The organism is Skermanella aerolata KACC 11604 (assembly GCF_000936425.1).
GTDB classification, from domain to species: Bacteria; Pseudomonadota; Alphaproteobacteria; order Azospirillales; family Azospirillaceae; genus Skermanella; species Skermanella aerolata.
Window position 1 is genome coordinate 178,862 of record NZ_AVFK01000006.1, and the last position, 16,776, is coordinate 195,637.

Sequence of the window (16,776 nt, forward strand, 5' to 3'; positions counted from 1 at the left end):
AGGGAGTGCGGATTTCAGGCCGTACTCCCTCCACGATCCGGTTCAAGGACCGGCTATCAGGCCGACTTGTGCTTCTTGTCGTCGTCGACTTCCTCGAAGTCGGCGTCGACCACGGTCGAGTCGCCACCCGCCGAACCGCCGGCGCCGGCAGCGCCGCCCGCACCCGGACCAGCCGAACCGTCGTCCTGGCCGGCCTTGTAGACTGCCTCGCCCAGCTTCATCGAGACCTGGGCCAAAGCTTCGGTCTTCGACTTGATGGTGTCGGCGTTGTCGCCGCCCATCGCCTCGCGCAGCTCGGTGATGGCCTTCTCCGCGGCGGTCTTGTCGGCGGCCGGGATCTTGTCGCCGGTCTCCTTAAGGGTCCGCTCGGTGGTGTGGATCAAGCCGTCGGCCTGGTTGCGCAGCTCGACCAGTTCGCGGCGCTTCTTGTCCTCGGCGGCGTGCGCCTCCGCGTCCTTCACCATCTTCTCGACGTCGGCGTCGCTCAGGCCGCCCGAGGCCTGGATGCGGACCGACTGTTCCTTGCCGGTCGCCTTGTCCTTGGCGCCGACGCTGACGATGCCGTTGGCGTCGATATCGAAGGTGACCTCGATCTGCGGCACGCCGCGCGGGGCGGACGGGATGCCGACCAGATCGAACTGACCCAGCAGCTTGTTGTCGGCCGCCATTTCGCGCTCGCCCTGGAAGACCCGGATCGTCACGGCGCTCTGGTTGTCCTCGGCGGTCGAGAAGGTCTGGCTCTTCTTGGTCGGGATCGTGGTGTTGCGGTCGATCAGGCGGGTGAACACGCCGCCCAGCGTCTCGATACCGAGCGACAGCGGAGTCACGTCGAGCAGCAGCACGTCCTTGACGTCGCCCTTCAGCACGCCGCCCTGGATAGCGGCGCCGATCGCCACGACTTCGTCCGGGTTGACGCCACGGTGCGGTTCACGGCCGAAGAACTGCTTCACGACTTCCATGATCTTGGGCATGCGGGTCATGCCGCCGACCAGGATCACTTCGTCGATCTCGCTCGCCTTCAGGCCGGCATCCTTGAGCGCCGCCTTGCAGGGTTCGATCGTGCGCTGCACCAGATCGTCCACCAGGGCTTCCAGCTTGGCGCGGGTCAGCTTGATGTTCAGGTGCTTCGGGCCGGACTGGTCAGCGGTGATGAACGGCAGGTTCACTTCCGTCTGCATGCCGGACGACAGCTCGATCTTGGCCTTCTCGGCGGCTTCCTTCAGGCGCTGGAGTGCCAGACGGTCGCTGCGCAGGTCGATGCCCTGCTCCTTGCGGAACTCGTCGGCGAGATAGTCGATGATCTTGGCGTCGAAGTCCTCGCCACCCAGGAAGGTGTCGCCGTTGGTCGACTTCACCTCGAACACGCCGTCGCCGATCTCCAGCACCGACACGTCGAAGGTGCCGCCGCCGAGGTCGTAGACCGCGATGGTGCCGGAGCCCTTCTTTTCCATGCCGTAAGCGAGTGCGGCGGCCGTCGGCTCGTTGATGATGCGGAGCACTTCGAGGCCGGCGATCTTGCCGGCGTCCTTGGTCGCCTGGCGCTGGCTGTCGTTGAAGTACGCCGGGACCGTGATGACGGCCTGCGTCACCTTCTCGCCCAGATAGTTCTCGGCGGTTTCCTTCATCTTCTGAAGGATGAAGGCGCTGATCTGGCTGGGGCTGTACTTCTTGCCGTGGCTCTCGACCCACGCGTCGCCGTTGTCGCCGCCGACGATCTTATAGGCGACGAGGCCCTTGTCCTTCTGGGTCAGCGGATCGTCGTAGCGGCGGCCGATCAGGCGCTTGATCGCGAACAGGGTGTTGTCGGGATTGGTCACAGCCTGGCGCTTGGCCGGCTGGCCGACCAGCCGCTCACCGCCCTGGGTGAAAGCGACCATCGACGGAGTAGTGCGCGTACCTTCGGTGTTCTCGATGACCTTGGCACTGCCGCCTTCCATCACGGCCACGCACGAGTTCGTGGTGCCCAGGTCGATACCAATCACTTTGCTCATCATTCAGCCTCTTTGTTACGGCAGACCAGCAGCGGCCCGGTACTTCGGCACCGCCACGGCCCCCTCTGGTCTAAGGTCTGGGGGTTTATGGAACGGTGTTGGGGGTTTCAACGAATTACGTCTGAGCGGAGATATAGGCAGGTGCGTGAAAGGCTGCAACCGCCGCATCCTGCCTCATTTGCACAGAATTTACCGGAAACCGGGTTCATCGCTCACGGGGATGCAGGGCAGACGCTCCCAGCCGGGAGGGGCGCGACCGGCTGACGCAGGGGCGGGCCGGGGCCTGTCACGAGGTTGATGCGGATGCGGGAGAGATACAGCGCCGGATAACGCGCGCAAGCGCAAATTTCCCCTTCGCGCCGGCCGGTCCCGTGCTCCGACACCCGGAGGACAGCTCGTTATTTGAATCGATTGAGCGACGTACCACCAACAGTCTCTATTGCAATCAAGAAGAACTGCATTACTAAATAGCAACAATATTGCATACATCCGAATTTTTGCCTGAAGTTAATTATTCCTTAAAGTAATCCCGTGCAGATTTATCACTATGCTCAATTGACAGTTGCCATGAATTTTTACTCGAGTGAAAATAATCCATCCCCTAATCCCAAAGGGCTATGTTATATGTTTGGCGTGTAAGGCGAACGTCGAGTGTTTGGGGAGGCACCGCTTACGCCGCGCGGATTTTTATGGGATCTATTTTTCAGAGGTAGCTTCACCATGACCGACAGACGTCGCGATCTGGCCCTCGCGATAAAATCCTGCCTTGACAGTCTGGCCGACGACGCCGCCAACAACGATCTGGCCGATCTCGCCCATTTCGTCGGATTGGCGTCGCTCGCCGCCGAGGAAGCGGCGCAGGCGGCCGACCCCCGTTCCAACCTGCTCGCGGCACTGATGACAGGGGAGGCCGGTCACTGCTGATACCGGCGGTTATTCAGCCCCGGCCGATGTTCAGCCCTGACCGAGGCCGGCCGCTCTTATTTCAGAATCCAGCATTCCCACGATGGCGGCGAACTCCTCGTCGCCATCCTTCTCCTGCGCCATGGCGAAGCTGAAGACGGCGATCGTGACCGTCTCGGCCATGGCCTTGCCGCGCATCCAGAGATAGATCACAAGTTTATCGCCATCCACTTCCGTCCGGGCGCTGTAGCTGGCGATCAGGCCGCCGTCGTCGAGTTGCTCGACGATCCGGTCACTGCCGCGCGGATCGTCGGGACGGACGAAATTCTCCGCCGTCTGTCGCAGGATCACGCGCGTCGCGGCGGCCAGATCCCCGTCGCCGGGCGGGCCGGCGTGGCTAAGCACCTCGCTGGTGACTCGCAGCGTCCCGCCGCCTTCCTGCGGCGGCTGGAAGACGCCGATGCCGGCCTCCTGCCCTTCCAGCCAGTCGGCCGGCAGGCGAAATCGGACCCGCTTCTCGAAAAGGATGCATTTGAAGGGCGTCGAAGCTGGATCGGCCATGTTGGAATCCGCGATAGCGAAGCGCCGGCTCCCCGGCCGGAATTCGCCGCGAGCTTACAGCAGTTACGGGACCTGACACGTGATCATTTCCGCGAGCTACAAGACGGATATTCCCGCCTTCTACAGCCGCTGGTTCCTCAACCGGCTGGAAGCCGGCCACTGCCTGATGGTCAACCCCTATGGCGGACGGACCCACCGGATCGACCTGTCGGTCGGCGCCGTGGACGGTTTCGTCTTCTGGACCCGCAACGCGGCCCCTTTCGGCGACGCCCTGGAAGCGGTCGCCGCGCGCGGCACCCCGTTCATGATCCAGATGACGGTGACGGGCTATCCGCGCGTTCTGGAATCAAACGTGCCGGAAACGGCCCGTGCGGTCGACCAGATCCGGGCGCTGGCGCGGCGCTGGGGTCCGCGCGCCGTGGTCTGGCGCTACGATCCCGTCGTGCTGTCGTCGCTGACCGACGAGCGCTGGCACCGCACCAACTTCACCGGGATTGCGGAAGCGCTGAAGGGATCGACCGACGAGGTGGTCCTGTCCTTCCTCCAGCCCTACCGGAAAACGGAGCGCAACCTGGGTTCGGCGGCGTCGCTCCACGGTTTCGACTGGCGCGATCCGCCGGTCGACGAGAAGCGGGAACTGCTGGCGGATCTGGCGGCCATCGCAGCGGATGCCGGCATGACTCCGACGCTGTGCACCCAGCCGCACCTGCTGGACGTGCCGGGCGTGTCCGCCGCCCGCTGCATCGACCTGAAGCGCCTGAGCGACATCGCCGGACTCCCCGTCGCCGGACGGCGCAAGGGCAACCGTCCCGGCTGCGACTGCGCCGAGAGCCGCGACATCGGCGATTACGACACCTGCACCCAGGGCTGCGCCTACTGCTACGCCGTCAACTCCCGCACCGTGGCGCAGCGCCGGCTTAAGGCTCACGACCCGGAAGGAGAGATGCTGCGGCCGGGCGGCTTGAAGCCTGCTATGCCGGTTTCTGGACGATGACGCCGTACCAGCCCAAACCCGGATATGTTTCGTACCCGGGGGTCCGCGCGAAGCCGATCGCTTCGCCGGCGGCGGTGATTCGGCTGCCGGTCGCTTCGTCGCTGGACGGCAGTTCGATGGTTTCCGACATGATGCCTTTGCCGTCGGATGCCGCGATCACCCTGCCCCGGGCATCGACCAGCAGGCAGCGGGTGCGGGCGGCCTCGTCGCCGGCCAGACGGATGCCGGAAACGACGGCTTTCGCCTGCGGCTCCCAGTCGAAGAAGATCCCGAGGACGCCGGCCGGCTTGCCGTTCGCCTCGCCGCCCTCCCGGATCGCGGTGGCGTATGTCGCGACCTGCGCATGGTCCAGGATGGGATTGGTGGCGATGTCGCAGGCGACATAGTCGTCGCCGCTCCGGGTCGCCATGCCCCGGCGAAACCAGTCCTCGCCCGACACGTCCGATCCGAGGACGCCCGGATAGCGGTCCGGCCTGCCGCTGGCGACGACCCGGCCGGTGGCGTCCGCTACCCAGAGGTCGAGATAGACCGTGTAGCTGCGCAGGATGACGCCGAGTCGCTGGCTGGCATGGGCAGGATCGGCGGCGGCATCGACGACGGCGCTGTCGGTCGCCCACCAGCGCACGTCGCAGCTTCGCTCATAGAGGTTGCGGTCGATGATGTCGATCGCGTTCAGGGCAAGATCGATAAGCCGCTGGCCCCGGATGCCGTCCAGGATGTCGCGCCCCAGTTCGGACAGTTCGGCGACGCTGCCGGACAGTTCGCGCGACATCTCGGCGGAGATCTGGGTGATCTGGGCGGAAATCTCCTTGACCTCGTTGGCGACGACGGCGAAGCCGCGACCGGCATCGCCGGCCCGCGCCGCCTCGATCAGGGCATTCAACGCCAAGGTCCGCATCTGGCCCGTGATGGTGTTGATGTCCCTGATCTTGCTGTCGACGACCGAAGAGACCTTTCCCGTCAATTCGATGATCTGTTCGGGCCTGCTCACCTCAACCACCTTTCGCGGTAATTTCCCGAAGAATTAGACGCGAATAGTTAATAGAAGTTATCAGTGGTGCTGTCGTATGCCTAAAGTTTGCCGCAAGGAGCTAACTTCAGGCGGAGCGGACCTCCCGCAGGAAATCGTCGACCTGCTGGTCGAGCGAACGGGCCTGGACGCTGAGGCGGTCGGATGCTTCCAGCACGCCGCCTGCCGCCTCGCCGGTCCGCGCCGCCATGCCGGTGACGCGGTCCACGGTGTCGGAAACGCGGCTTGTGCCGGTGGATGCTTCCGACAGGTTGCGCGCGATCTCCGTGGTGGCGGCCCGCTGCTCTTCCACGGCGGCGGCGATGGTCGAGTTGATCTCGTCGATCCGTCGGATGACCGTACCGATCGCCTGGATACGGCCGACGGCGTCGCCGGTCACGGACTGGACCTCGCCGATCTGGCGGGCGATCTCGTCGGTCGCTTCCGCCGTCTGATGGGCAAGCTGCTTGACCTCGTCCGCCACGACGGCGAACCCCTTGCCCGCCTCGCCGGCCCGCGCGGCCTCGATCGTGGCGTTCAGCGCCAGCAGGTTGGTCTGCGACGCGATGGAGGAGATCAGCTTGACGACATCGCCGATGCGGAGCGCCGTCTGGTCCAGCGTCTTCATGGTGTCGTCGGTCGCCTGGGCGTTCTCGACCGCCTCGCCGGTGATGCCGGCCGACATGACAGCCTGCCGGCCGATCTCGGTGATGGACAGCGAAAGCTCGTGGGCGGCTGCCGCCGCGTCCTCGACGTTGCCCGACGCCTGACCGGCCGCCGACAGCGCCTGTCCCGCAAGATCGCTGCTGTCCCGCGCCGAGGCCGCCATGTCGGCCGCCGTCCGCTGCATCTGGCTGGCGGCGCCCGAGACCTGGTCGACGGCGCCCTTGACCCGGCTCTCGAACCGGGACGCGAGGTCGAGCAGCATGGCGCGCCGGTCCTCGGCCGCCCGGATGCGTTCCGCCTCGGTGCGGCGCTCGGCTTCCCTGACCGCCAGCGCGTTGTCGCGGAAGACGATAAGCGTCGTCGCCATCTCGGCGATCTCGTCCCGCCCGCCCGTCGGGATGGCGACCGTGAGGTCGCCGCCGGCGATCGACGCCATGCTGGTGCGCAGCGTCAGCAGGCGATGCACGACGTTACGCCCGATATAGAGCCATATGACCAGCGCCGAGAGAACGATACTGAAGGCTCCGACGCCGATCAGCAGCGCCGTCCCCCGGTCGAGCAGGAGCGTCGTGGCGCCAGTCGCTCCGTCGACATTGGTTTCCTGCCGCTGGACGACTCCTTCGACGAGGGCTGCAAGGCGCTCCGAAAGGTCACGGTTGCCGTCCACGAGGCTGTGGAAACGCTTGAGGATTTCCAGCTCCTTCGCGCGGCCTTCCAGCATGTTGCCAGGATCGGATGCTACCCGTTGCATCACGCCGAACGGGCCGCTCACCATCTCGGCCACCTTCTCCGGCAACTGGCCCCGCGCCATGTCTAGGCTGACCAGCCTGCCTTGCAGGTTCGTCTGCACCACCATCAGCCGGTCGGAGTCGGTGGAATAGACGACTTCCAGGAGCTGGTTGCGCACGGCGCCGGCATCGGCGATCATCCCGGCCATGGCGCTCCGGCCCGCGGTCGCCTCAACGATCTGCCGCCCGGCCTCGCGCAGTTGCTCGGTCCCGGCATCCGGGTCCGAAAGGATGGCATGGGCCTGGTCGAGTTGCGCGTTGTAGAGCGACAACAGCGGCGCCAGCACCTTTTCGATCCGCGCATGGGCGGCGATCAGCTCCGGCACCATGGCTTCGCGCGCGGTCGTGAGAGCAACGCGCTGCTCCATCGTGCGGTCGAGTTCGCTCAGGTTGCGGAGCAGCGCCGAGGCAGCCTCGGCCAGGGCTTGGCCGTCTTCCGTCCCGTCGCCGGCGGTGACTTCCCGCAGTTCCGCAAGCCGCTCCTCGAAGACCTGCTTTCCCGCGACGATGCGGTCGGAGACTTCACGGTGGCCGGCTTCATCCCTCGCCGCTTCCAGGGCCGGCGCCAGCGCCACCAGCCGCTCCGCGTGCTGGGCGACCCGCATAGCCCGGTTCATGGCGGGCAGCGACTGTTCGGTTATGGTGGCGAGCGTCGTCTCGACATTGCCGTAGCCGTTGATCGCCACGGCGGCCGCCATCAGGGTGCCCGACAGGACCGCTCCGATAGCCAGCAGCATCCGGCCCCTCAATCCGAGCGAAAATCGGGCACCAATCCTGCGGTGCGGTGAAGCGGACTGCACTTCTGCCGACATCTCATCCCTCTACTAACTAAATTTCTTAGAATTGATCTATTCGTATCGAGAGCAGGATCATGGAACACAAATGTAACCGTTTATTTAAGTGCGGCCCCATCAGAACTATACTTAAGTCATTGGGCGTTTAGTCATTTCTTCCGTCGTCAACCTGTTGTTTGGACATTCATCATACATCTATAGTTTGGATGATTTCGGATCACGTCGATGATGATCGCAGTCTTGGTGGCATATGGCGTCCAGCCGGCGTTCAAACCTTTGCGGACGCAACATCCCTGGGGTAAATGTCTCGTACCTGGGAAGGAAAACGGACTGTCGGTCCCACCAACTAAATAATCGGAACGGATCAACCCCATGTTCGACATATCGGGCCGTCATGCGCTGGTCACAGGCGGCACCAGCGGCATCGGCGCCGCAATCGCGGCGGCCTTATCCAGCGCAGGATGCCACGTCACCGCCGCCGGCCTGCCTGCCGCCGAGGGAACCGGAGTCCCCGCCCCCGGTGTCACGACCGCCGCTCTCGACGTGACCGATGCCGCTTCGATCGACCGCTTGGCCAGCGGGCTGAGCCGTCTCGATATCCTGGTCAATGCCGCCGGGATCATCCGGCGGAGCGCCGAATACGATCTGGAGACCTTTGCGCAGGTGGTGGACGTCAACCTGACCGGCACCATGCGCCTCTGCTCCGCCTGCCGGCCGCTGCTGGCGGAACAGGGCGGCTCCATCGTCAATGTCGCGTCGATGCTGACCTTCTTCGGCGCCGGCCTCGCCCCCGCCTACAGCGCCAGCAAGGGCGGCATAGCGCAGCTCACCAAGAGCCTGGCGATCGCCTGGGCGGCCGAGGGTATCCGGGTCAACGCCATAGCGCCGGGCTGGATCGCGACGCCGCTGACCCAGGCGCTCCAGGACGATCCCGCCCGGTCGGAGGCGATCCTGAGCCGCACCCCGATGAAGCGCTGGGGCACACCCGGCGACCTTGCAGGCTCGGTGATCTTCCTGTGCTCCCCCGCCGCGGCCTTCGTCACCGGCGTCGTCCTGCCGGTGGACGGCGGCTATCTGATCTCCTGAAGTTCCCGAGACTGGCTTTCCAAGCCTGGAGGACATGACTATGGACAAGACGCCCGAAGCTCCCGAACGCTCGCTCGACCAGAGCAAGATGCCCTACCAGCTTCCCTTCCCGCCCGAGGCCGCGACGGAGATCGTGGTACCTTCGGCCCTGCCGGAGGACGAGCGCGTCTGGGTGCCGCAGATGGAAAACGTCTGGTTCCGCCCGCTATGCCTTCACACCGGACAAGGCTACTGGATCAACCTGCTGCGGGTCCGGAAGTCCGGCGTGCTGAGCCGCCACCGCCACCCCGCTCCCGTCCATGGCTTCGTCCTACGCGGCCGCTGGCACTATCTGGAACACGACTGGGTCGCGAACGAGGGCGGCTACGTCTTCGAGCCGCCGGGCGAGACGCACACGCTGGTGGTGCCCGACGACGTGCCGGAGATGATCACCCTTTTCCACATCACCGGCTGCATGATCTACGTCGATCCCTGGGGCAAGCAGACCGGCTACGAGGACGTCTTCACCAAGATCGACATGTGCCGCAAGCACTACGCGCAGAACGGTCTGGGCGGCGACTTCGTGGATCAGTTCGTGCGGTGATGTTCCTGCTGAGACGCTTCCGGCGGCAGGGTTGCCCCTGCCGCCGGTTTTCCAGTCCCGCACTCGGCTGACGCCGCGATCAGGCGGAGGTATCGACCCGGCTGGTGGCCGGGGCTTCGTCGGCCCCACGCTTGGCGGCTCCGACCATGGCTTCGCGCAGCAGGCGGCCGTGGATCGTGTAGCCGTCCTGAAGGACCTGGACGATGGTGCCGCCGGGCTTGCCGGTGTTCTCGACCTCGAACACGACCTGATGGAAGTTCGGATCGAACGGCTCGCCCAGCGCTTCCATCTTCTTGATGCCGCCCCGGTCGAACGCGGCTAGGAGCTGGCGTTCCGTCGCTTCGATGCCGACCAGCAGGTTCTTCAGCGCTTCGTCCTGCTCGCGCTGCTCGGGCGTCACGGCCTCGACCGCGCGGCGCAGGTTGTCGGCGACCGACACCAGGTCCTTGGCGAAGCTGCTGACGGCATACTTCGCGGTGTCCTCCCGCTCGCGCTGGGCGCGGCGGCGGATGTTCTCGGTCTCGGCCAGGGTGCGGAGGAGCTGATCCTTCAGGCTGGCGACTTCGGCTTCCAGGGCCGCGACCTTCTCGCCGGCCGAACCTTCGCCCTGCTCGGCCGCCGTCTCGGCGGTTGCCGCCGTGTTATCGGTGGCGTCGGCGGCGGTGTGGCCCTTTCCGTCCGGAGCGGTACCATTGACAGGCGCCGTATCGGTTTCGGCCTCGATGGGCTTCTTGTGAGGTTCGTTCATGGCAAGTACTCGGTCCGTAGATCAGGTCTGATGAATGAAAAGGATGATCGGGGTCAGCCGAGCAGGCGTCCGATCACCTTGGCGGTATAATCCACCATGGGAATGATGCGGGCGTAATTGATCCGTGTCGGACCGATCACCCCGATGGCACCCACGATCTGTTCGCGGCTGTTCTGGTACGGCGCGATGATCAGCGAACAGCCGGCGTGGCTGAACAGCGTGTTCTCGGCGCCGATGAAGATCTGCACGCCTTCGGCCTTGTTGGCGGCGTCCAGCAGGCGGAGCGTCGCTTCCTTGGTCTCGAGCGCTTCGAACAGGGCGCGGATACGCTCCAGATCGGAAAGCGCGGTGACATCGTCAAGCAGTTTGGCCTGACCCCGCACGATTAGATGCCCGGTCGAGCCGCTGCCGGCCCAGGTCGCAAGCCCCGCCTCGACCACGCGGGACGACAATTCGTCGAGCTGGGTCTTCTGCTCGTCCATTTCGCGAGTGACAGCGTTCCGCGCTTCGTCCAGGGTCCGGCCGATCAGCTTGGCGTTCAGGAAATTGGACGCGGTCTGAAGGGTGGACGCCGGCATTCCGAGCGGGACTTCGAGCACCCGGTTCTCGACCAGCCCGTCCTCCGTCACCAGCACCACCAGGGCGCGGCCAGGGCCTAAGTTGACGAACTCGATATGCTTGAGGGTGCGGTCCGTTTTGGGCGCCAGCACCAGCCCGGCGCAACTCGACAGGCCGGACAGCATGGAGGAGGCTTCGGCCAGCACTTCCGGCAAGCTGCGGTTCGATGTCGCACACTTGACGTTGATGTTCTCCCGCTCCTGTTCCGACAGGGCGCCGACCTCCAGCAGGCCGTGGACGAACAGCCGGAGGCCTGCCTCCGTCGGCAAGCGGCCGGCCGAGGTGTGCGGGGAATAGAGCAGGCCTAAGTCTTCCAGATCCGCCATCACGTTGCGGATGGTGGCCGGAGACAGCGAGATTCCGAGCCGGCGGGAAATGGTGCGCGAACCTATCGGTTCGCCGGTTTCCACGTAGGCATCGACGATGGTGCGGAAAATGTCACGCGAGCGCTGGTTCAGTTCGCTGATCATCTGTGCTTCGACAAAGCAGACGGCACGATGTGGCGGCCCCCCAGCCGGTTGCTGCCGGCCCATGTGGCCGAACACCCAATGTAGTCAAGGCATTCGGGCGAATCAACGGCGCGACGGAGCACGTTACGGCGGTGTGCGGGCTGGACTGGCGGGTTCCGACCCGCTAGCTTGGCCCACCGCGTTCAACCCATTGACGGATTTCAGCACCATGCGTCCCTCCGGCCGCCAACCAGACGCGCTGCGTCAGATCAGCCTGGAACCCGGCTTCTCGAAACATGCCGAGGGCTCGTGCCTTGTCCGTTTCGGCGATACCCATGTGCTTTGCACCGCCAGCGTGGACGATCGCGTCCCGCCGTTCCTGCGCCACACCGGCTTGGGCTGGGTCACGGCCGAGTACGGCATGCTGCCGCGCTCGACCAATACCCGCACCGACCGCGAGGCGGCCAAGGGCAAGCAGTCGGGCCGTACGCAGGAAATTCAACGGCTTATCGGCCGCTCGCTGCGCGCGGTCACCCACCGCCAGGGCATGGGCGAGTTGCAGATCAAGGTGGACTGCGACGTGATCCAGGCCGATGGCGGCACCCGCACGGCGGCCATCACCGGCAGCTACGTGGCGCTCCATCTGGCCTTCCAGCACCTCGTCAAGATCGGCAAGCTGAAGGCGGTGCCGTTGACCGACTCGGTAGCCGGGATTTCCGCCGGCATCTTCCAGGGTGCGGCGGTGCTCGACCTCGACTATGCCGAGGATTCGACAGCGCAAGCCGACACCAACTTCGTGCTGACCGGCAGCGGCGGCATCGTGGAAGTCCAGGGCACGGCGGAAGAGAAGCCGTTCAGCCAGGAGCAGTTCCTAGAACTGCTGGCCTTGGCGCAGAAGGGCATCGCCGAGCTGACCGCCTTGCAGAAGGCGGCGCTGGGGCTTTGAGCCGGCTGGGGAGACCGGTCCGGCTTGATCGGACCGGTTCGGCTTGGCGAAACTGAGCTTGGGAGTTCGAATGACCAGGAAGTTCGACGGCGACACGCTGGTGGTCGCCAGCCACAACAAGGGCAAGGTCCGCGAGATCGCGGCCCTGCTCGGCCCCTATGTGGCGACTTTCCGCTCGGCGGCGGAGCTTGACCTGCCCGAGCCGGAGGAAACCGGCGACACCTTCATCGCCAATGCCGAACTGAAGGCCCGCGCCGCCGCGACGGCGTGCGGGCTGATCGCCCTGTCCGACGACAGCGGTCTGGTGGTGCCGGGGATCGGCGGGCAGCCAGGGATCTACTCCGCCCGCTGGGCTGGACCTGACAAGGACTTCTCCGCCGCGATGGAGCGGGTCAACCGGGAACTGGGCGGCGGAGACCGGACCGCTTACTTCGTCAGCGCGCTGACGCTGGCATGGCCGGACGGCCATTGCGAATCGGTCGAGGGCCGGGTCTACGGCAAGCTGGCATGGCCGGCGCGGGGCGCCAACGGGTTCGGGTACGACCCGATGTTCGTTCCGGACGGCTACGAGGTCACCTTCGGCGAGATGGACCCGGCTGAAAAGCACCGGATCAGCCATCGCGCCGACGCCTTCCGGCAGCTCGTGGAGCGGTGTTTCGCCTGATGGCGCCGATAGATGAGGGACCGGGGTTCGGGATCTATGTCCACTGGCCTTTCTGTCTGGCCAAATGCCCGTACTGCGACTTCAATAGCCATGTCCGCGCCGGCGTCGATCATGCCCGCTGGCGGGAAGCGCTGCTGTCGGAGCTGGACCACTATGCGGCCCTGACGCCGGGGCGGACCGTGACGTCGGTCTTCTTCGGCGGCGGCACCCCGTCCCTGATGGAGCCGGCGACGGTCTCCGCCTTGATCGAGCGGATCGGCCGGCACTGGGCGCTGACGCCGGGGCTGGAGATCACGCTGGAAGCCAACCCGACCTCGGTCGAAGCCGGGCGCTTCGCCGGATTCCGCGCCGCCGGGGTCAACCGGGTATCGCTCGGCATCCAGGCGTTGGACGACGCCTCGCTGAAATTCCTGGGCCGTGCCCACAGCGCCTCGGAGGCGCTCGGCGCCATCGGGCTGGCGGCGCGCCATTTCGACCGCTTCTCGTTCGACCTGATCTACGCCCGCCCCGGCCAGTCGGTCGCCGACTGGGAGGACGAGTTACGGCGGGCATTGGACCATGCGGTCGGGCACCTCTCGGTCTATCAGCTCACGATCGAGGAAGGGACGCAGTTCCACACCCTGCACAGCAGGGGCGCCTTCGCCATTCCCGACGACGAGTTGGCCGGCGACCTGTACGAGGCGACGCAGGCTGTGCTGGAAAGCGCCGGACTGCCCGCCTACGAGATCTCCAACCATGCCCGGCCGGGCGAGGAGTCGCGGCATAACCTGACCTACTGGCGCTACGGCGACTATGTCGGCATCGGTCCCGGTGCTCATGGCCGGCTGACGCTGGACGGTACGAAATACGCGACCCGCGCCCACCGAGCGCCGGAAGCATGGCTGGATCTGGTCGCCCGCAATGGTCACGGCGGCCACGCGTCCGAGGAAGTCGCTGCGCCAGAGCGTCTGATCGAGTTGCTGATGATGGGGCTGCGGCTGCGCGAAGGCGTCTCGCTGGACCATCTGCGCCGGGAAACCGGGCTAAGCGCCGCTCAGGCGCTCGACCCCGGAGGCCTCCGCCGGATGCAGGACGGCGGTTTCGTCGAGCTGACGGCGGAACGCCTGCGGGCGACAGCGGCGGGCCGGCAGCGGCTCAATGGGCTGCTGGCGCAGTTGCTGCCGGCCTGATCGCCAGCGATAGAGCCGTAGGTCGGTGTAGAGCGAAGCGGCACCCGACAAGCCGGCGCGTCGGTGTCGGGTGCCGCTTCGCTCTACACCGACCTTTGAATTACGAATGTGCCCTAGAATCCCAAAGCCTGGAAGCTGCTGGGGGCGGGGTCGATGACGCGGTTGCCGCTGGGGGTTATCTCCATCACGGACAGGCCGCGTTCCACCAGACCTTCGGGCCGCAGGCGGAAGATGCCGTCGACGCCGGCGAAGCCGTTGGGATTGGTCAGGGCCATCGGATCGAACGGGGCGGGACCGCCGCTGCGGGCGAGAACGGCGGCCAATGCCGCCGCATCGTAGGCCAGCGTCGCGAGACGCGGCGGACGGCGGCCATACACGGACTCGAACCGCTGTTCGAAGTCGCGGCGGGCGGACGGATCGGGGGCGGCGTACCAGCCGCCGACCAGAGCCGGTTCGGTTCCCAGCGTGGGATCGTCCATGTTGGCCGTGCCGAGCAGCCGGACCTGCGCCGGATCGATCTGGAAGGCCGGCAGCAGCGAGGCGGCGCTGCGCAGCTTCGGCCCGCCTTCGGTCATCATCACGCCGTCCAGGCTGCCCGGTCCGCCCGAAGCCAGCGCCTGCACCACGGCCGAGAAATCGGTGTTGGCGGCGTCGTAGCGCTCCGTCCGGACGACGCGGGCGCCTGCCTTGCGGGCGGCATCGTTCAGCGCGGTGCTGACAACTTCGCCATAGGCGTTGCGGGGCACCATGGCGCCGATCCGGTTGACGCCCTGCGAGCTGGCGTAGGAGACCACCCGGCGGACTTGGTCGTCGGGCGAGAAGCCGATCGTCCAGACGCCGCTGCCGGCTTGGCTCTGGTCGTTGGAGAAGGAGATCATGCTGAGCCTGGCGCCCTGCACCGCCGGCCGGACAGCGCCGACCGAGGACGAATACAGCGGTCCCAGGATAAGCTGGGCGCCTTCCGCGATGGCGGCGCGGGCCGCTTCGGTGGCGCCGCCCGGCGTTCCCTTGGTATCGCGCGGTATGAGCTGGAAATGGTCGTCGCCAAGGTCGAACATGGCGAGCTGGGCGGCATCCAGCATGCCCTGCCCCAAGTCCGCCGCATTGCCGGTCAGCGGCACCAGCAGCGCCACCTTGATCGTCCGGTCGACCGGCGCCAGCGGCTCGAGCTGTTCGGAAACGATGGAACCGGGTGCCGGAGCTTGCGCCTGCGGCGGTTCAGGTCTTACGGTGGGCGCACAGGCGGCCAGCGCGAGCAGGCCGACCGCCAGCCGAACCGGCTTCAATACATCCGGGAAAGTCGCCAAACGTGTCACCGACAGACTCCAATTCGATACGGGCAGGCGAGAGCGAGGAAGGTACCCAAGCCGAGGTCGCAAGTAAACCGGACCCGGGGCTTTACCTTGTCGCCACTCCAATCGGAAACGCAGCCGATATAACGCTACGAGCCCTTGGCGTGTTGCGAGCCGCCGACGCCATCGCCTGCGAGGACACGCGCGTCACCCGCAAGCTGCTGTCGGCGCACGGCATCGGCACGCCGATGATCTCATACCACGAACACAATGCCGCGAAAATGCGCCCCGTCCTGCTGGAGCGGCTGGGATCCGGCGAAACGATCGCCCTGGTTTCCGACGCCGGCACGCCGCTGATCTCCGATCCCGGCTACAAGCTGGTGCGGGAATGCGTCGCAGCCGGGCTGCCGGTCACCACCCTGCCCGGCGCCTGCGCGCCTGTCACGGCACTGGTGCTTTCCGGATTGCCAAGCGACCGCTTCCTGTTCGCCGGCTTCCTGCCGCCGAAATCGGCGGCGCGGCGCTCGGCCGCCCATGAACTGATGGGCTTGAAGGCGACGCTGATCTTCTTCGAGTCGAAGGAGCGGCTGGCCGCCATGCTGACCGACCTCCACGCGGTGCTCGGCAACCGGGAGGCCGCCGTTGCCCGCGAACTGACCAAGTATTTCGAGGAGGTCCGGCGGGGCGATCTCGCCACCCTTGCCGCCCACTACACCGAACAGGGACCGCCCAAGGGCGAGATCGTCGTCGTGGTCGGTCCCCCTGCCGAGGGATCGGGGGCCGTGGACGAGGCCGCCGTGGACCGAGCCCTGGCGGCGGCGATGGCGCGCATGAGCGTCCGCGACGCGGCATCGGAGGTGGCGGCCGAAACCGGCTGGCCGCGCCGTCAGGTCTATGCGCGGGCGCTCGAACTGGGACGGGCCGCCGCCGATGCTCCTCCGCCCGACGGTGAGGATGATGGCGGTTAAGGCGGCGGCGGTTAAGACGGGGGCGGTAAAAGTCAGGATGGGCAAGCCGAGGCCGGCGGACCCAAGGCGCCTCAAGGCCTGGCGGCGCGGACGCTGGTCGGAAGCGCTATGCCGGCTGGCGCTGCGGCTGAAGGGCTACCGCATCCTGGCGCAGGGATGGCGCTGCCATCAGGGGGAGATCGACATCGTGGCCAAGCGCGGCGGCACCGTGGTCATCGTCGAGGTCAAGGCGCGGAATACGCTGGAGGCGGCGAACTGCGCCCTGTCGGCCCGGCAGCGCCAGCGGCTGGAACGCGCTGCCGCAGCCTTCGTCGCCCGGCACCCCGACCTGACCGGCCTGCCCGTCCGCTTCGACATGATGCTGGTGACGCCCCGCCGATGGCCGAGCCATCTGGTGGATGCATGGCGGGAAGGCTGCCTTTAAGCCGGAGCCGGCTTCGCCGCTTGCGGCATAAGGTTGTCGACCTTGGCTGGAATATGCTCTATGTCCGCCTTGATCGTCATATCCGCCTTAATCATCGGTAACCGACCTCGGACGGAGCGAGAA

16 protein-coding genes are annotated in these 16,776 nt (G+C 66.2%); 9 read left to right on the top strand and 7 right to left on the bottom strand.

Annotated features, from left to right (window positions below; all coding sequences use genetic code 11):
• Nucleotides 1-56: 56 nt before the first annotated feature.
• The gene (gene dnaK, locus N826_RS10250; protein ID WP_044428263.1) at nucleotides 57-1,991 is read right to left on the bottom strand and encodes a molecular chaperone DnaK; all 1,935 of its coding nucleotides are present in this window, start codon (nucleotides 1,989-1,991) and stop codon (nucleotides 57-59) included.
• A gap of 720 nt (nucleotides 1,992-2,711) precedes the next feature.
• On the opposite strand from dnaK, the gene N826_RS10255 reads away from it, so the two are divergent.
• Nucleotides 2,712-2,915 carry a hypothetical protein gene (locus N826_RS10255; protein ID WP_044428265.1) on the top strand — a complete coding sequence of 68 codons (204 nt, stop codon included), beginning with the start codon at nucleotides 2,712-2,714 and terminating at the stop codon, nucleotides 2,913-2,915.
• A 30-nt stretch (nucleotides 2,916-2,945) separates the two neighbouring features.
• On the opposite strand, the gene N826_RS10260 is transcribed toward N826_RS10255, so the two are convergent.
• Entirely contained in the window at nucleotides 2,946-3,455 is a 510-nt protein-coding gene (locus N826_RS10260; RefSeq protein ID WP_052831000.1) for a hypothetical protein, read from the bottom strand.
• Between the two features lie 79 nt (nucleotides 3,456-3,534).
• Here N826_RS10260 and N826_RS10265 point away from each other — a divergent pair, with 79 nt between their 5' ends.
• Complete coding sequence (locus N826_RS10265) at nucleotides 3,535-4,449, top strand: DUF1848 domain-containing protein (RefSeq protein ID WP_044428267.1); 915 nt, start codon at nucleotides 3,535-3,537, stop codon at nucleotides 4,447-4,449.
• On the opposite strand, the gene N826_RS10270 is transcribed toward N826_RS10265, so the two are convergent.
• Both N826_RS10270 and N826_RS10275 read right to left on the bottom strand, forming a co-directional pair.
• Entirely contained in the window at nucleotides 4,427-5,440 is a 1,014-nt protein-coding gene (locus N826_RS10270; protein ID WP_044428272.1) for a methyl-accepting chemotaxis protein, read from the bottom strand. The two genes, N826_RS10265 and N826_RS10270, sit on opposite strands and share 23 nt — an antisense overlap.
• 106 nt (nucleotides 5,441-5,546) lie before the next feature.
• On the bottom strand, nucleotides 5,547-7,649 hold the full coding sequence (locus tag N826_RS10275) for a methyl-accepting chemotaxis protein (RefSeq protein ID WP_052831002.1): 2,103 nt from the start codon (nucleotides 7,647-7,649) through the stop codon (nucleotides 5,547-5,549).
• 429 nt (nucleotides 7,650-8,078) lie between these two features.
• Here N826_RS10275 and N826_RS10280 point away from each other — a divergent pair, with 429 nt between their 5' ends.
• Together N826_RS10280 and N826_RS10285 are read left to right on the top strand one after the other, a co-directional pair.
• A complete protein-coding gene (locus N826_RS10280; RefSeq protein WP_044428276.1) occupies nucleotides 8,079-8,792 on the top strand; it encodes an SDR family NAD(P)-dependent oxidoreductase in 714 nt (237 codons plus the stop codon).
• Nucleotides 8,793-8,832: 40 nt separating this feature from the next.
• Entirely contained in the window at nucleotides 8,833-9,375 is a 543-nt protein-coding gene (locus N826_RS10285) for a 2,4'-dihydroxyacetophenone dioxygenase family protein (RefSeq protein WP_044428278.1), read from the top strand.
• A gap of 79 nt (nucleotides 9,376-9,454) precedes the next feature.
• Here N826_RS10285 and grpE read toward each other — a convergent pair whose 3' ends face one another.
• Nucleotides 9,455-10,123 (bottom strand): nucleotide exchange factor GrpE, encoded by a 669-nt coding sequence (grpE, locus tag N826_RS10290; protein WP_044428279.1) that lies wholly within the window; start codon nucleotides 10,121-10,123, stop codon nucleotides 9,455-9,457.
• 53 nt (nucleotides 10,124-10,176) lie between these two features.
• Entirely contained in the window at nucleotides 10,177-11,211 is a 1,035-nt protein-coding gene (gene hrcA / locus N826_RS10295; protein WP_044428281.1) for a heat-inducible transcriptional repressor HrcA, read from the bottom strand.
• A 208-nt stretch (nucleotides 11,212-11,419) separates the two neighbouring features.
• On the opposite strand from hrcA, the gene rph reads away from it, so the two are divergent.
• The 3 genes from rph (at nucleotide 11,420) to hemW (ending at nucleotide 13,969) form a co-directional block, all read left to right on the top strand.
• Nucleotides 11,420-12,136, top strand: coding sequence for a ribonuclease PH (gene rph / locus N826_RS10300; protein WP_044428284.1), 717 nt, complete (start codon nucleotides 11,420-11,422; stop codon nucleotides 12,134-12,136).
• Nucleotides 12,137-12,206: 70 nt separating this feature from the next.
• Complete coding sequence (gene rdgB / locus N826_RS10305) at nucleotides 12,207-12,800, top strand: RdgB/HAM1 family non-canonical purine NTP pyrophosphatase (protein ID WP_044428287.1); 594 nt, start codon at nucleotides 12,207-12,209, stop codon at nucleotides 12,798-12,800.
• Nucleotides 12,800-13,969 (top strand): radical SAM family heme chaperone HemW, encoded by a 1,170-nt coding sequence (gene hemW, locus N826_RS10310; protein ID WP_044428289.1) that lies wholly within the window; start codon nucleotides 12,800-12,802, stop codon nucleotides 13,967-13,969. Before rdgB ends, hemW begins: the two co-directional genes overlap by 1 nt.
• 113 nt (nucleotides 13,970-14,082) lie before the next feature.
• Here hemW and N826_RS10315 read toward each other — a convergent pair whose 3' ends face one another.
• Complete coding sequence (locus N826_RS10315; protein WP_244619489.1) at nucleotides 14,083-15,285, bottom strand: penicillin-binding protein activator; 1,203 nt, start codon at nucleotides 15,283-15,285, stop codon at nucleotides 14,083-14,085.
• Here N826_RS10315 and rsmI point away from each other — a divergent pair.
• Nucleotides 15,279-16,229 (top strand): 16S rRNA (cytidine(1402)-2'-O)-methyltransferase, encoded by a 951-nt coding sequence (gene rsmI, locus N826_RS10320; protein ID WP_084720636.1) that lies wholly within the window; start codon nucleotides 15,279-15,281, stop codon nucleotides 16,227-16,229. The genes N826_RS10315 and rsmI overlap by 7 nt on opposite strands.
• A 37-nt stretch (nucleotides 16,230-16,266) precedes the next feature.
• On the top strand, nucleotides 16,267-16,653 hold the full coding sequence (locus N826_RS10325) for a YraN family protein (RefSeq protein WP_044428550.1): 387 nt from the start codon (nucleotides 16,267-16,269) through the stop codon (nucleotides 16,651-16,653).
• Nucleotides 16,654-16,776 lie beyond the last annotated feature (123 nt).

Excerpts from the sequence above, each read along its gene's own strand:
- dnaK (WP_044428263.1), bottom strand. The coding sequence starts at position 1,991 with ATGAGCAAAGTGATTGGTATCGACCTGGGCACCACGAACTCGTGCGTG.
- N826_RS10255 (WP_044428265.1), top strand. The coding sequence starts at position 2,712 with ATGACCGACAGACGTCGCGATCTGGCCCTCGCGATAAAATCCTGCCTT.
- N826_RS10260 (WP_052831000.1), bottom strand. The coding sequence starts at position 3,455 with ATGGCCGATCCAGCTTCGACGCCCTTCAAATGCATCCTTTTCGAGAAG.
- N826_RS10275 (WP_052831002.1), bottom strand. The coding sequence starts at position 7,649 with ATGCTGCTGGCTATCGGAGCGGTCCTGTCGGGCACCCTGATGGCGGCC.
- N826_RS10280 (WP_044428276.1), top strand. The coding sequence starts at position 8,079 with ATGTTCGACATATCGGGCCGTCATGCGCTGGTCACAGGCGGCACCAGC.
- N826_RS10285 (WP_044428278.1), top strand. The coding sequence starts at position 8,833 with ATGGACAAGACGCCCGAAGCTCCCGAACGCTCGCTCGACCAGAGCAAG.
- grpE (WP_044428279.1), bottom strand. The coding sequence starts at position 10,123 with ATGAACGAACCTCACAAGAAGCCCATCGAGGCCGAAACCGATACGGCG.
- hrcA (WP_044428281.1), bottom strand. The coding sequence starts at position 11,211 with ATGATCAGCGAACTGAACCAGCGCTCGCGTGACATTTTCCGCACCATC.
- rph (WP_044428284.1), top strand. The coding sequence starts at position 11,420 with ATGCGTCCCTCCGGCCGCCAACCAGACGCGCTGCGTCAGATCAGCCTG.
- rdgB (WP_044428287.1), top strand. The coding sequence starts at position 12,207 with ATGACCAGGAAGTTCGACGGCGACACGCTGGTGGTCGCCAGCCACAAC.
- hemW (WP_044428289.1), top strand. The coding sequence starts at position 12,800 with ATGGCGCCGATAGATGAGGGACCGGGGTTCGGGATCTATGTCCACTGG.
- N826_RS10325 (WP_044428550.1), top strand. The coding sequence starts at position 16,267 with ATGGGCAAGCCGAGGCCGGCGGACCCAAGGCGCCTCAAGGCCTGGCGG.